The organism is Roseimarinus sediminis (assembly GCF_050433125.1).
Taxonomy (GTDB): domain Bacteria; phylum Bacteroidota; class Bacteroidia; order Bacteroidales; family Prolixibacteraceae; genus Roseimarinus; species Roseimarinus sediminis.
This window is the reverse complement of record NZ_JBNPXV010000013.1, coordinates 43,701-58,235: the sequence shown is the minus strand read 5'-3', so window position 1 is coordinate 58,235 and position 14,535 is coordinate 43,701. Positions and strand designations below refer to the sequence as shown.

Genomic DNA, 14,535 nt, shown 5'->3' with positions numbered 1-14,535 from the left:
TCTGTTTTTTTCAACCTTCGTATCTGGCAACAAGTGGCATTTTTCTTCCAAATCCGAAAGCTTTTGATGAAATTCTCAGTATGGGGGGAGATTGGAATCGTTTGTATTCGGTACGGTTAACCATGCGAACAATTTTTCGCACCAACGTTTCGGAGTAACCTTCTTCGATAATTTCCTGTGGTGACTGATTTTTTTCGATGTACCTGAACAATACGGCGTCGAGTATTTGGTAGTCGGGCAATGAATCACTGTCTTTCTGGTCGGGGCGTAGCTCAGCCGATGGTGCTTTGGTAATGATGTTTTCGGGGATGACTTCGCCATCTTTGTTGATGTAACGGGCCAGACGGAAAACATCGGTTTTGTACACGTCGCCCAGTACCGAAAGTCCACCGTTCATGTCGCCATAAAGTGTTCCATAGCCTACGGCACTTTCGCTTTTGTTGGATGTGTTGAGCAGAATAGGTCCAAATTTGTTGCTGAGTGCCATCATCAGGGTGCCACGGGTACGTGCCTGAATATTTTCTTCGGTAATATCGGGGGGAAGGTTTTTGAATAAAGGTGCAGTTGCCTGTTCAAACTGATCGACGATGTTCTGAATGTTTACAATTTCGTATTGAATTCCCAGATTCTCAGCCAGGGTCACTGCATCGGTAATGCTGTGATCGGAGGAATATTTCGAGGGCAAAAGCAGCACCCGTACATTTTGCGGTCCCAGTGCCCTTGCCGCCAGGGCGACTACGACGGCCGAGTCGATTCCGCCAGATAGGCCGAGGGTTGCTGATGAAAAACCCATCTTCCCGAAATAGTCATTGATGCCGGTAAGCAGTGCCTCATGTATTTTTTCGATGCTTGAAGCACTGGCCTGCACCTGTCGTTCAGGGAGCTTTTCCATGTCAATCATTCTGAAGTCTTCCCTGAAATAGGCCAGTTCCTGTTCTACCTCACCACGACTGTTAATCAGCATCGAACCTCCGTCGAACAGGATTTCGGTTTGTGCACCTACCTGATTTACATAAACGATGGGCAGCTGATACTCGCGGGCGTTTTTGATAACAATCGCTTTACGGTTTCCTTCCTGATCGTATGAGAACGGGGAAGCGGCAATGTTGATCAGCAAATCAGGCTGCAGGCGATTCAGTTCTTCGATGGGAGAAGTATTGTAAAGTTTACTTTTGGCAAAACTGTTGTTGGTCGGCTGGTCGTCCCAAAGATCTTCACAAATGGTAATTGCCAGTTTCTTACCCATAAATTCAACAAGTTTAAAATCTTTGTTGGGTTCAAAATGGCGGTATTCGTCAAAGATATCGTAGGTAGGAAGCAGCGTTTTATGTATTGTGGCTTCAATTTTCCGGTCTTTAATAAAAAGTGCAGAATTGTATAATTTTTTACCACGCTGACTCTCGTTGATTGTTGGAGCACCGATAATGGCTGCTATTCCATCGCATGCCGCTACTATCTTGTCAATCGATTCGATGGTCCAACGGATAAATTCCTTTCGTTCGAGCAAATCGTTGGGATAATAGCCACATACCGACAATTCGGAAAAAATAACCAGATGAGCACCTGCATCCCTGGATTTTTCAATGTTTGAGATTATTTTTTCACGATTCTGGTGAAAATTGCCAATGTGATAATTGAGCTGAACCAGTGCGATTTTCATATTAACAGTGTTGTGTGATTATGCAACAGCATGATGGCAAGCAGCCTGCATGTCTTGATTGTTTTATGTTTCCTTATAACTAGTAAAAGGAGTTTTTTAAAACATAACTCCCAGAACAATACGCAACGAGTTGAATACCGTTTTTTCGTTCAGGTTGCCGATGTCAGTTACGTCGGTCAGTCCGTTGGAATATTGTATCCCCAAATTGAGTGCAGTATTTCCGCCGATATCGTATTCTACTCCACCGCCCATTAGCATGTGCAGACTGTACAGGGCAATTACCCGGTCGTTAATATTTTCATTGATGTTTTCGCCGCTGAACTTTGAATCGCTCGACCTTGCCGAGGCACTTAAATTGAACAGGTTGGTCAGTCCGAATTGTCCGTAAAAGGTCATTCGGTAAAACTGATCGGAACGCAGTTTAATGTTAAGAGGCAGTTCGAGATAGTTCGTTTTGTAAAACAATTCGACAGGCTGATCAAAAGTGACATCATTGATGAAAAAGGGTTCATCGGTATGGTAGGCAGCACTAAAGGAATGATTCGACACAAAGAGCCCCGTATTAAGTGAATAACGGGGATGACCGGCTAAAAACACATCTGCTTCGAGACCATATTTAATGCCTGCGCGCGTTTCGCTGTTGCTAATGGTACCATTGCTTGAATTCATCCAGGTGAAATGAGGGCTGGCCTGAAAGCCCAGTCTGAAATTCTGTCCAGTGCTTACAATGCTGATAAGAAGTAGCATTGACAAGATCGTGAGTCTCATCATGGTTTGAGTTTTTTTGTACTTGTACTTCACAAAAATAGGATGAATTTTATGAAATCAATAAAGCAGCTCCTTTTTAATTCCCGATTTCTACCTTTGTAACACAATTGAGAGTAAAAAAACAGCGTTACTACGACAACAGAAAAACAAGTATCATGAACAGGATCATTATCATATTGCTTTTATTGTCGGCTTTGGTTGGCTGCAAGCGCAACCGGCTTGATATAAAGGTTTCGGACATCAAAGTGAATTACGAAATTCACCGCTTTGATCGCCTGCTTTTTGCTCAGCAAAACTTTGAGGCTCAGAGTCAGCTATTGCAAAGCTACCCGCAACACCGCGATTTTATTGATTTATATACCGAAAAAATTCTTCGCATTGGTCACGTTGGCATGGACTCGTTTGAGCAGGAACTGAATCGGTTTGTTGGCGATACGGTTATTGCTGAAGTGGCCGATACGGTGTTGCAACGTTTTTGGGACACAGACGAATTGGAAAAGTGGATTGATTCGGGTTTCAGACACTATCGTTATTATTTCCCTGAAGAAGCGGTTCCCGATATTTACACCTATGTGTCGGGTTTTAATGAGTCGCTTGTTGTAGCCGAGAATTTTGTAGGACTAAGTCTCGACAAGTACCTGGGAGCCGATTGCCGCTTTTACGAATACCTGGGTATCCCGCGTTTTAAGGCCCTGAACATGTATCCGATGAAGATGGTAGCCGACCTGTTTTATGGCTGGGCGCTTACTGAATATCCTTATTCCGACTCGGTCGATCATTTGCTTTCCAACATGCTATATCAGGGGAAATTACTTTATTACACCGAAGCCATGTTGCCCGATATGCCCGATTCGGTCTTGATTGGATACACCGGGAAACAGCTGGATTGGTGCGATGAAAATGAAGCCGCCATGTGGACTTATCTCGTTGATCAAAAACTTATTTACAACAGCGATCGGCTGGTGCTCCGAAAATTTATGGGCGATGCTCCTTTTACCAATGCGTTTGGGCAGGATTCTCCGGGTAGAACAGGTGCCTGGCTGGGCTGGCAGATAGTCCGTTCCTATATGAATAAGAATGAAAATGTAGGCTTAAGGGAGCTGATGACCCTGCACGATGCGCAGCGCTTGCTTTCTGCATCGGCTTATTATCCCGATTAGCTAAGGGCTAATTAGAATTTGATCCCAAGCGTGAATTGTGTAATTTTGTGTGTTCACTAAAAAATTTCTGTATGACAAAGAAGGCCAAAAGAATCGGTATTCTCACAGCAGGTGGCGACTGTCCGGGATTGAATGCTGCCATCAGAGGAGTTGGAAAAACCGCCATTGTGGAACATGGCATGGAGGTAATAGGCTTTGTGTCGGGCTATACCGGCTTAATTCACAAAGAATTTGTCGAGTTGAAACAAAGCCAGCTGTCGGGTATATTAACCCTGGGAGGTACCATTTTGGGAACTTCGCGTGAAAAACCCTTCAAGATCAGTAAAAACGACGGAAACATTAATAAGCCCGAATTAATTAAGAAGAATTATGAAGACCTGGGGCTCGATTGTTTGATTTGTATCGGTGGAAACGGAACCATGAAAACGGCTGCCAAAATAGGAGAGCTCGGGCTAAATGTGGTTGGAATACCTAAAACAATCGACAATGATGTATGGGGTACCGATGTGACTTTTGGCTTTGATTCAGCAGTGGCAATTGCCACCGAGGCCATCGACCGCCTGCACACTACAGCCAACTCTCACCAGCGTGCCATGGTCATCGAAGTGATGGGACACGATGCCGGATGGATTGCCTTGCATGCCGGCTTAGCAGGTGGAGGAGATGTAATTCTTATTCCTGAGATTGAATACAATGTACGTTCAGTTTGTAAAAAAATTGAAGACCGTTTTGAAGAGAAAAAGCCATATTCAATTGTGGTGGTGGCCGAAGGAATTAAAGTTCCCGAAGGTTACTCTCCGGCCTCGTACATCGTAGAGTGCATTACTACCTATACAGGTGTTGAAGCCCGCGAAACCCGTCTGGGCTATATTCAAAGGGGAGGAAGTCCGACTGCCAACGACCGAATTCTGGCTACCCGCTACGGTGCTTTTGCCGCCGAAACCATTGCCCGCGAAGAATATGGTGTGATGGTGGCCATTGTGAACAATCAGCTGGCAACCGTTCCTTTGAGCGATGTTTCAGGTAACCTGAACCTGGTAACCCCCGATCACCCCCTGGTGATTAAATGCAGAAACATGGGGGTTTCGTTTGGCGATGAGTATTAATCGAAGGAGCTTCCATACAAATTAATTGCAGGCTGATGGCTTTAAACCTTAAACAAAGTCAATTGTCTAAACGTTGAAGATCTGTTAATTTGAAGTTATAAAAGGAAAATTTGTACAGATCAAAACAGCTTAATTGATTCATTTTATTAGTTTTGCATGTATTATCTTAGCTTTGGGGAGAATGCCAGTGCGTGCTTAAGGTGTTGTTAGTCTGATGTTTAATTGCTTGTCGTTTTGTCAGCTATTGAACACAGGGCCATATTTGCAAGCAAAAGTAAGCTTGATTTCTCCAGGGTGCTATTGACGAAATAAACAAAATAGTTTTATACATTATGAAACATATTCTTACCATCGTATTGCTTTTTTCTGTGTCGCTGCTTTGGGCTCAACCCAAAATGGAATTTGATAAGACAGTTCACGACTACGGATCGATAAAAGAGGACGGAGGCATTGCAGAAGCTGTATTTACTTTTACCAATGCTGGAAATCAACCATTGGTGCTCAACAATGTCAGGGCTTCGTGTGGATGTACCACACCGCAATGGACCAAAGAACCTGTATTGCCGGGTAAAACCGGCGAAATCAAAGTAGGCTACAATCCCAAGAACCGGCCAGGTCCTTTTTCCAAAACAGTGAACGTATACGCCAATACGCAACCCAGTGTTGTAGTTTTGAATATCAAAGGAAAAGTTGAACCCCGTGAAAAAACGCTCGAGGAGAAATATCCAAGGGTAATGGGGCCCCTGCGCTGGAAGACCAACTACCTCTCAATGGGCAGCATGTATGTCGACGAGGTAAAATCAGGAGTACTCGATTTCGTAAATACCTCCGATCAGCCGGCTTCGTTCGGGGTTTACCGTGCACCAGAACACATTTCGGTAGAGTTTGAACCATCTGTTGTGCAGCCAGGCAGCGAAGGCAAAATGAAAATCACCTACGATGCCAATAAAAAGAATGCTTACGGCTATGTTTCCGACAGAGTATATCTCCTGATTAACGATCAAAAGGAAAATACCTATTCGGTAGGCGTTTCGGTTACATTGAATGAAAACTTTTCTAAACTTTCAGCCAACGATCTGGCCAAGGCGCCCGTAGCGGTTTTCGACAACAAGGTTTTCGATTTTGGTACCATCACGCAGGGCGAAACAGTAAGTCATGAATTCAAACTCACCAATAAAGGGGAGAGCGATTTACTGATCCGCAATGTTCGTGCAAGTTGCGGATGTACTGCCGTTAAAAATGAGAGTCTGGTGAAACCCGGGCAAACCATTGCTCTTACTGTTGATTTCAATTCAAGAGGAAAGCGCAGTCGTCAAAATAAATCGGTAACCATAACCACCAACGATCCTAAAAACCCAACTACCATCCTCAGGGTAATGGGTACAGTTCAGGTCCCGGCAGCAAACTAGACAGTTGAAAATATAAGAAATAAAAGACCGGCATCAGTCGGTCTTTTTGCTGTCAGGTACCGACATATTTATTCAACTGCAAGCAGTCATTTTACATTTCAAGGTGTATCTTCGCACATCAGAAAAGGCATCATGAGTAACAGCAAACAAAAACACATCGAGAACGACCACGAATACAAGGCCTTAAAGGTGAATTCCGGCATCGAACAACCCCCCATGATTAATCCTCATGGAGTTGGCCGTCACCTGGCTGGTAAAAGACGTAAGTTGGATGTCGATGATTATGTTCAAGGCATCCTCGAAGGAAACCGCATGATTTTAAGCCGGGCAGTGACCCTTATCGAAAGTGTCAAACCTGAGCACAATGAACTGGCGCAACAAATCATCATGCGCTGCCTTCCCCATTCCGGCAAAGCAATCAGGATCGGTATCACAGGCGTTCCCGGTGCCGGAAAAAGCACTTTTATTGAAGCCCTGGGTAAGGAAATTACCAGTCGAAACGGGAAACTGGCTGTGCTGGCCATCGATCCCAGCAGCGAACGTTCGAAGGGAAGTATCCTGGGCGATAAAACGCGCATGGAAGAGCTGGCCAGTGATCCAAATGCCTACATCCGACCTTCGCCTTCAGCCGGATCGCTGGGTGGTGTTGCCCGTAAAACACGCGAAACAGTCATCCTTTGCGAAGCGGCCGGCTTTGATACCATCTTCATCGAAACCGTAGGAGTGGGGCAAAGCGAAACAGCAGTCCATTCAATGGTCGATTTTTTCCTTTTGATCCAGATTGCGGGGGCCGGTGATGAATTACAAGGCATTAAGCGCGGAATTATGGAAATGGCCGATGGCATAGTAATCAATAAGGCCGACGGAAACAACATTGATAAAGCTGAGCTGGCACGCAGCCAGTTTCGTAATGCTTTACACCTTTTTCCTCCCTCTCCCTCGGGATGGTCGCCTAAAGTGCTTACCTGTTCGGCATTAACGAAAAATGGAATTGTTGAAACCTGGGACACAATTACCGAATACATTTCATTTGTGCAGCAAAATAATTATTTTGATCATCGCAGGAATGAACAGGCCCGTTACTGGATGTATGAAAGCATCAATGAGCAACTGAGAAGCTCGTTTTATCAGCATCCTGAAATAAAAAAGAAGTTAAAATCGTACGAATCTGATGTTTTGAGCGATAAAATGAGTTCATTTGCAGCAGCTAAAGAGTTGCTCGACATCTACTTCGGCAAATAATAATAAATATTTTGATGACTAAATTTTCGCAAATGAAGAAATTAATGCTCGTTGTTTCGCTTGGTCTTATTGTATGGGCCTGTGGCGATAAAACCCAATTTACACTCAATGGAAATATTGTACCCGCAAGCGATGGTGCAGTGGTGATGTATGGATTTGAAAAAGGAAATCCGGTTCCTGTTGATACTGCAACGCTGGCCGAAGGTCAATTTTCCTTCACCGGCAATGCTGAAATTCCTGAATTGAGGCTTTTCAGTATCGAGGGACAAAACCGTTACATTGCCCAGCTTTTTGTTGAGGCAGGTAAAATAGATATGACCGTTTATCCTGATAGTTTTGAGGCCAATGTGGTAAGCGGGTCTTCGGCTCAAGAGGTCTTCGATACTTACATGAGTGAAGTAATCAAATTTTCGGAGGACGAAGGAAAATTGCAACAGCGTTTCCGTCAGGCCCAGGCCTCGGGAAACAGTGAGGAAATGGATGCAGTAAGGTTCGAATATGAAACCATCCTCGACAATACCAAACTTTACGCGCGTAACTTTATCAACGAATACAGCTACTCGCCCGTAGCAGCTTATGTGTATCTGATGAACTTCTTTCAGGAAGCAGAGCTCGAAGAGCTCGATTCGATGTTGAACGTATTTGAGCCCATCAAATCGTCTGATTTTGTTGTTGCTCTTCAGGATCGTGCCGATGCGCTGAGAGTATCTGGCGTGGGAGCAGTTGCCCCCGACTTTACACTTACCAGCCCCGATGGCGAGGAATTCTCTCTTTCGTCACTCCGTGGGAAATATGTTTTGATCGATTTTTGGGCTTCATGGTGCCAGCCCTGCATGGTCGAAATGCCCAATGTAATTGAGCAGTACAATGCCTACAATGACAAAGGCTTTGAAATTATTGGTGTGTCGCTCGACCGTGAGCGTGAGCCCTGGCTTCGTACCATCGACGAAATGGAAATGAACTGGCTACATGGCTGGGACATGGAAGGCGATGAGCCCGGTGCCACTGCCAACCTCTACGGTGTGACAGGAATACCACACACCGTTTTACTCGACAAGGAAGGTAAAATTATTGCCAAAAACCTTCGTGGTGCTGCACTTAAAAACAAATTGTCAGAACTGCTCGACTAAGTAGTTTTAATCAATATACAAACAAAGCCATCCGCAAAACACGGATGGCTTTGTTGTTATTGTGCATGATGAACCGATTGTAAAACGCGGTGGATTGTTGTATCTTGAAACAGTAAATTTGAAAACACCATGCGACCAATTCTATCTTTCATCCTGCTTTTGCTTTTTTGGGCATGTGAGCGTTCAGTCACTTACGAGCCCATCACCTATCCGAGCCATCAATATACGTTCACCGATTTATCACCATCCGATGTCGAAATCAGCCACAGCAGCTATGTGCCTGTGTTTTCCGACATCTATCACATCGATGCATCCCGCCGCTTTTTGTTAACGGCAACACTGAGTATCAGGAATATTAGCTGGAAGGATACCGTCTACCTTTTCGAAGCCGATTATTACGACCCCTTTGGAAAATTGCTGCGAAACTATCTCGACTCTACGCTGGTATTGCTTCCCATGGAGTCGGTTGAGCTGGTGGTCGAAGACAAGGAACACCTGGGAGGTGCCGGTGCAAAATTCATTGTGAATTGGGGCGGCGACTCGTTGGTAACTGCTCCCTACATTTGTGCTGTAATGATTGGCACCTCAAGTCAGCAAGGGCTTTCTTTTATCACCGAAGGGATCATTATTGACTAAGTTAAGCGTTTTGTGTTTGAATGATTTTGGCAGGCGTTTGTCTTTGCAATACGCAGCGACTGCATTACATTTGATACATTTTTAAGACGGCAGGCAATGAAAAAGGGAAAAATAGTTGTTATCGACGATGAAAATCAGTTAAGAAAAGCACTGTCGCGAATTCTTGAACTTGAAGGCTACGATGTACTGCAGGCCGAAAATGCCCGAAAAGGACTCGAATTGCTCAAGCAGAACAGCGATATCTTGCTTGTTATTTGCGATGTAAAATTGCCCGACATCAATGGTTTGGAACTCTTAAGCAGTATCAAGTCGCAGTTTCCTTTTAGCGAAGTGATTATGATGACAGCCTATGGCACTATACACGATGGTGTTTATGCCATGAAAAACGGAGCTTTCGATTACTTTACCAAGGGCGATGGGGATGAACAGATTTTGGTAGCCATTGACAAAGCAATCGAAAAGGCCAGGATGCAGTACAGGATCATGGAGCTGGAGAGCAAGCTGAAAACCCGCTATAGTTTTGAACGCATTATTGGCCGGTCGAAATTACTGAAAGAAACCATTGAACTGGCACAGAAAGTGGCTCCAACCGATTCAACTGTTTTACTCGAAGGAGAAACTGGGACAGGCAAAGAATTATTTGCCCAGTCGATCCACAATGCCAGTCCGCGAAAGAACAAGCCCTTTATCGCGGTGAATTGCAGTGCCTTTCCTAAAGAATTGCTTGAGTCGGAAATTTTTGGACATGCAAAGGGAGCCTTTACAGGAGCAAGCAGCCAGAAAAAGGGCCTGTTTGAAGAAGCCAATGAAGGCACACTCTTTTTAGATGAAATTGGAGAAATGCATCCCGAACTACAGGCCAAATTGCTGCGTGTGCTCGAAGAACAAACGTTTACCCGCATAGGAGATACTCAAACACTGAAAGTAAATGTCAGAATCATTTGTGCTACCAACCGCGATTTGCTTTCCGAAGTGAAGGAAGGTCATTTCAGAAACGATTTGTATTACTTGCTTTCAGTTTTCAGAATCAACATACCTTCACTCCGAAACCGTAAAGAAGATATTCCACTGCTCGTCAACTCTTTTTTGTCGATTTATTCGCTGAAAACAAAAAAGCGAATCAACAGTGTAAGTGAGCAGTTTATTGAACATCTGCTTTACTATGATTGGCCCGGAAATACCCGGGAATTGAAGAATATTGTTGAACGGGCAGTGATTCTTTCCGACAGTCGTGAGCTAAGTGCCGAATTATTACCGGGTGAAATACTATTTCCAATAATGGAAAATGAAGGCAGTGATGTTGAAAAACTCGATGAAATTGAAAAGCTGCACATCCAGAAAATACTGCAAATGACAAAAGGGAATAAAACGCAGGCTGCTGCGCGACTGGGTATCGGTGTTCCTACCCTTTATCGCAAAATAGAACAATACCGGTTAAAATAGAAGCTCGCTGCTTCGGACATCCTATCAAAACAGAAAATAAGCATTCTGTTTTGATAGGTTTTTTTCTTCCAACTTTATTTGAAACAATTTCGACCTACTTTTATGAGCTTGTGCTACAGTTGTTTTTCCTTATCAGGTGGAGAACTTCTTTCTTGTGGTATGGCTTTTGGCATTATTCATTTTTAACATCTGCACCATGATACGATTAAGCTTAAAGAATAAATTGCTTCTTGGTTTCGCTTTTCTTTTTCTGATGATCCTCTTAATTTGGGGCGTTGGCAGTTTTTTTATTTATGACTTATCAAGCAGATCGGCTGCCATGTTGAAGGAAAATTACCAAACTGTTGAATCAACAAAGTACCTTCTTCAATCGATCGACGAAATCAAAAATCAGCAACTGAGGGCATTGGCCGGCGACGAGTCAGTGAATATCGACAGTATATGGAAAACCAATGAACTCACGTTTCAGGAACATCTGCTTGCCGTTGAAAACAACATTACCGAGACGGGAGAAAAAGACGTGGTGCATGCAATTAAGGCTTCCTACAATGAGTTTCTGTTAACCTTTGATCGGCTCAAGGCAGCAGAAGAAACAATGCCTGCTCTTTATTTTCATCAGTTGCTTCCAGTTTATACGCAAACCCGTAAGCTCATTGTCGACCTGTGGGATATGAACATGACAGCCATCAGTCACAAGAACAAACTGCTGCGAAGCACAGCTCACAGGGCCTTTGTCATCCTTTCGTTCATTGGTGCCATCTGTTTTGCAATTTCCATCTTTTTTCTGTTCCGCTATCCCGGCAACATTGCCCGGCCCATCAGGCAGCTTACCCAGGGGATTACCGAAATTGCCAATCGTGATTACAGTAAGCGGCTCGATTTTCATTCGCACGACGAGCTGGGAGAACTGGCTGCTGCGTTCAATACCATGGCGGCCAAACTGGACGAATTCGAGCACAGCAACCTATCAGAGTTGTTATTCGAAAAGAAACGGATCGATACAATTATCAATAACATGAACGATGTGATCATCGGCTTAAATGAAAAAAAAGAAATTATTTTCTCTAACCATTATGCATGCAGGATCATCTCGTTGAATGAGGCTGAGTTGCTAGGGCAACATGCCGCCGAAATTGCCAAAGGCAACCAGGTATTTTACGAAATAGTGAACGATGTGATCGAAGGAAAAGCCCTTGATCATCATGAATTTAAGCCGGTAAAGCTGGTTGTTAACAATGAAGCCGACTATTTTGCCCGCGAAGTACTCAATGTGAACATTACCCGTACCGGTGAGCACGATGCAATTCCGGTAGGGAAAGTGATTGTGCTAAAAAATATCACCCGCTATCTCGAGCAAAATGAAGCCAAAACCAATTTTATTGCCACCATTTCGCACGAACTGAAAACACCCATTGCTTCACTGCGTCTGAATCTGAAACTGCTCGATGACAGCCGCGTGGGTACTTTGAACTACGAACAAAAAACCATCGTTGACGCACTCCGGGTCGAAACCAATAAAATGCTTTCAATTACCTCGGAGTTACTTGATCTGGCCCAGGTTGAATCGGGTAATATTCGTTTTTATCCCGAGGCCGTTTCACTTGATCAGCTCCTTGAAATAGTGGAGCAGTCGGTTAGCAACAAGGCACACGCTCAGCAGATTGAGCTGCACTTTGGTCCTGCTGCCAGGGGGCCAAAAATTTATGCCGATCGTGACAAAACTGCCTGGGTACTGGTAAATCTGATTAACAATGCCATACAGTATTCAGCGCCTCATACGCGGGTCGATGTGTCGGTCGATGCCCGCTACAACGAGATAATTATTTCAGTTAATGATCAGGGTATTGGAATTCCGCCTGAACATCAGCCACGCGTTTTTGAAAAATTTTTCAGGGTTCCTGGTTCCGAACAACAAGGGACAGGACTGGGCCTGGCCATTTGTAAAGAATTTGTATTGAAGCAAAATGGCCGAATTTGGTTCGAAAGCGAACCTGGTAAGGGCAGCTCGTTTCATGTGGGCTTGCCAATTTTTAAAGGATAAAAAACAGCTGTTTGTGAAGCTTATTGTCAATTTTTATTTCGTTATTAAACTGCTAAGCCGGATCCTTTTTATGCTTGCAGTTTCGATGCTCATTTGTACCATGGTGGCATTGATATACCATGAAGCAACCAGCCCTTTTTTACTGTCGGGGGCAGTGGCCTTGGTCCTTGGTTTGCTTCTTATGCTTCCAACAATCAGAAGGGAAAGCAGTCAGCAATTTACAAAGAAGGATGCTTATTTTACAGTGACCTTTTCGTGGTTGATCATTGCACTGGCCGGAACTTTACCCTACTTGTTCTCGGGGTCGATCCCTTCGTTTACCGATGCCCTGTTTGAATCGATGTCGGGATTTACAACCACCGGATCTTCCATATTGAATGATATTGAAGCCCTTCCAAAGTCTGTGCTATTTTGGCGCAGTTTAACCCATTGGATTGGTGGAATTGGAATCATTCTGCTTGTTATTGTGGTGATGCCTTCTTTTCAAATAGGAGGTTACCAGTTGTTTACCATGGAATCGTCGTTGCAGGATAAAATAAAACCTAAAATCAGGTCGGTAGGTAAGCGACTGCTTGTCATCTATGTTTTGCTAACGCTTGCCGAGGTGCTCATGTTGTTGATTGGCGGAATGAACCTTTACGAAAGTGTTTGCCATGCCTTCGGTACCGTTGCAACGGGTGGTTTTTCTCCCAAAAACACCAGTATTGCCAATTATTCACCCTATATTCAGTATGTTATCACCTTCTTCATGCTGCTTGCAGGAATGAACTTCATTGTGCATTATTTCATTTTCAAAGGACAATTCCGAAGAATTAAAACCAACGAAGAGTTCTGGTTTTATTTGAAGACAGTGGGTGTTTTGGTGACCATTACCACCCTGGTACTGTATTTCCAAATGCAGCTTGATTTCGAATTATCCTTCCGCTATGCCATCTTTCAGGTGGTGTCGATTGTAACCTGCACAGGCTTTGCTACAAGCGATTACCTGCAATGGCCGATTGTTGCTTCTTCTTTGTTATTTATGGCGATGTTTTTGGGTGGAAGTACAGGTTCTACGGCAGGAGGCATAAAAATGGTTCGTCATCTGGTGTTGTTTAAAAACATTAAGTCACACTTCAGTCTGATGCGTTCGCGCCATGCAATTCTGCCGCTTCAACTTAATAAACGCTCGTTGTCGCACGACGAGAACAACACGATTCTTGGTTTCATTGCTGTTTATCTGATGGTCTTTCTGGCAGGCAGCTTTCTGCTTTTATTGATGGGAATAGATACCAAAACAGCAGCCAGTTCAGTGGCAACCTGTATGGCAGGTATTGGACCGGGCATCGGTTCGGTGGGGCCGGTAAGTAACTTCGCCCATTTGCCCGATATGGCAAAAAACCTGCTTACCTTTCTGATGCTGGCCGGCCGGCTCGAGATTTATACCGTACTCATTCTTTTTTCACCCTTTTATTGGGAAGCATAAAGCCACTTTCTGGCCAGATGAAACTATTTATCACTTTTTTAGCCGCATCCTTATTCTGAAGAAATAGCGCCACCTAAAAAAGCGAAGCCGGCACTTGCTCATTTTTTAAAATTGAATACCTTTGTTCGCAATTCTACGAACTACGAAATGAAGATGAAAGAAATCATAAGTGAAGACCAAAAGCGTCTGGCGCGCTATGCCAAAGCATTCGGCCATCCGGTTAGGGTATATGTATTGCAGCTCCTGTCGAAACAAAGCTGTTGTTATAGTGGCGACCTGAGCGACGAACTTCCGGTTGCCAAATCGACGCTGTCGCAGCACCTGAAGGAATTAAAGGATGCCGGTTTAATTCAGGGAGAAATTGAAGCTCCCAAAATTAAGTATTGTTTGAATAAGAATAACTGGGAAGAAGCCCGGACGCTGTTCAATCATCTGTTTTCAGCTAATTTGTAAATTATTGGGAATCATCTAAAAA

The 14,535-nt window shown here is 44.0% G+C and carries 12 protein-coding genes; 10 read left to right on the top strand and 2 right to left on the bottom strand.

Translation table 11 applies throughout. The features are described from left to right. Window positions 1-10: 10 nt before the first annotated feature. Together FHS86_RS15340 and FHS86_RS15335 are read right to left on the bottom strand one after the other, a co-directional pair. A complete protein-coding gene (locus FHS86_RS15340; protein WP_429415610.1) occupies window positions 11-1,660 on the bottom strand; it encodes an NAD+ synthase in 1,650 nt (549 codons plus the stop codon). A 96-nt stretch (window positions 1,661-1,756) separates the two neighbouring features. Continuing rightward, a complete protein-coding gene (locus FHS86_RS15335) occupies window positions 1,757-2,431 on the bottom strand; it encodes an outer membrane beta-barrel protein (RefSeq protein WP_429415607.1) in 675 nt (224 codons plus the stop codon). Window positions 2,432-2,583: 152 nt separating this feature from the next. On the opposite strand from FHS86_RS15335, the gene gldB reads away from it, so the two are divergent. The 10 genes from gldB to FHS86_RS15285 all read left to right on the top strand — a co-directional run bounded on the left by gldB (window position 2,584) and on the right by FHS86_RS15285 (window position 14,513). Beyond that, complete coding sequence (gene gldB / locus FHS86_RS15330) at window positions 2,584-3,588, top strand: gliding motility lipoprotein GldB (protein ID WP_429415604.1); 1,005 nt, start codon at window positions 2,584-2,586, stop codon at window positions 3,586-3,588. Between the two features lie 71 nt (window positions 3,589-3,659). Then, window positions 3,660-4,694 carry an ATP-dependent 6-phosphofructokinase gene (locus tag FHS86_RS15325; RefSeq protein WP_429415601.1) on the top strand — a complete coding sequence of 345 codons (1,035 nt, stop codon included), beginning with the start codon at window positions 3,660-3,662 and terminating at the stop codon, window positions 4,692-4,694. 332 nt (window positions 4,695-5,026) lie between these two features. Further along, window positions 5,027-6,103 carry a DUF1573 domain-containing protein gene (locus FHS86_RS15320; protein WP_429415598.1) on the top strand — a complete coding sequence of 359 codons (1,077 nt, stop codon included), beginning with the start codon at window positions 5,027-5,029 and terminating at the stop codon, window positions 6,101-6,103. Between the two features lie 132 nt (window positions 6,104-6,235). Continuing rightward, window positions 6,236-7,345: a methylmalonyl Co-A mutase-associated GTPase MeaB gene (gene meaB, locus FHS86_RS15315; protein ID WP_429415595.1), complete on the top strand. Its 1,110-nt coding sequence runs from the start codon at window positions 6,236-6,238 to the stop codon at window positions 7,343-7,345. 32 nt (window positions 7,346-7,377) lie between these two features. After that, on the top strand, window positions 7,378-8,475 hold the full coding sequence (locus FHS86_RS15310; RefSeq protein WP_429415592.1) for a redoxin domain-containing protein: 1,098 nt from the start codon (window positions 7,378-7,380) through the stop codon (window positions 8,473-8,475). A 129-nt stretch (window positions 8,476-8,604) separates the two neighbouring features. Beyond that, window positions 8,605-9,111 carry a DUF3124 domain-containing protein gene (locus FHS86_RS15305; protein WP_429415589.1) on the top strand — a complete coding sequence of 169 codons (507 nt, stop codon included), beginning with the start codon at window positions 8,605-8,607 and terminating at the stop codon, window positions 9,109-9,111. Window positions 9,112-9,207: 96 nt separating this feature from the next. Further along, on the top strand, window positions 9,208-10,554 hold the full coding sequence (locus FHS86_RS15300; RefSeq protein ID WP_429415586.1) for a sigma-54-dependent transcriptional regulator: 1,347 nt from the start codon (window positions 9,208-9,210) through the stop codon (window positions 10,552-10,554). A gap of 196 nt (window positions 10,555-10,750) precedes the next feature. Then, window positions 10,751-12,595 carry a sensor histidine kinase gene (locus tag FHS86_RS15295; protein WP_429415583.1) on the top strand — a complete coding sequence of 615 codons (1,845 nt, stop codon included), beginning with the start codon at window positions 10,751-10,753 and terminating at the stop codon, window positions 12,593-12,595. Window positions 12,596-12,608: 13 nt separating this feature from the next. Next, a complete protein-coding gene (locus FHS86_RS15290) occupies window positions 12,609-14,060 on the top strand; it encodes a TrkH family potassium uptake protein (RefSeq protein WP_429415580.1) in 1,452 nt (483 codons plus the stop codon). 153 nt (window positions 14,061-14,213) lie between these two features. After that, window positions 14,214-14,513 (top strand): ArsR/SmtB family transcription factor, encoded by a 300-nt coding sequence (locus FHS86_RS15285; protein WP_429415577.1) that lies wholly within the window; start codon window positions 14,214-14,216, stop codon window positions 14,511-14,513. The last annotated feature ends 22 nt before the right edge of the window (window positions 14,514-14,535 follow it).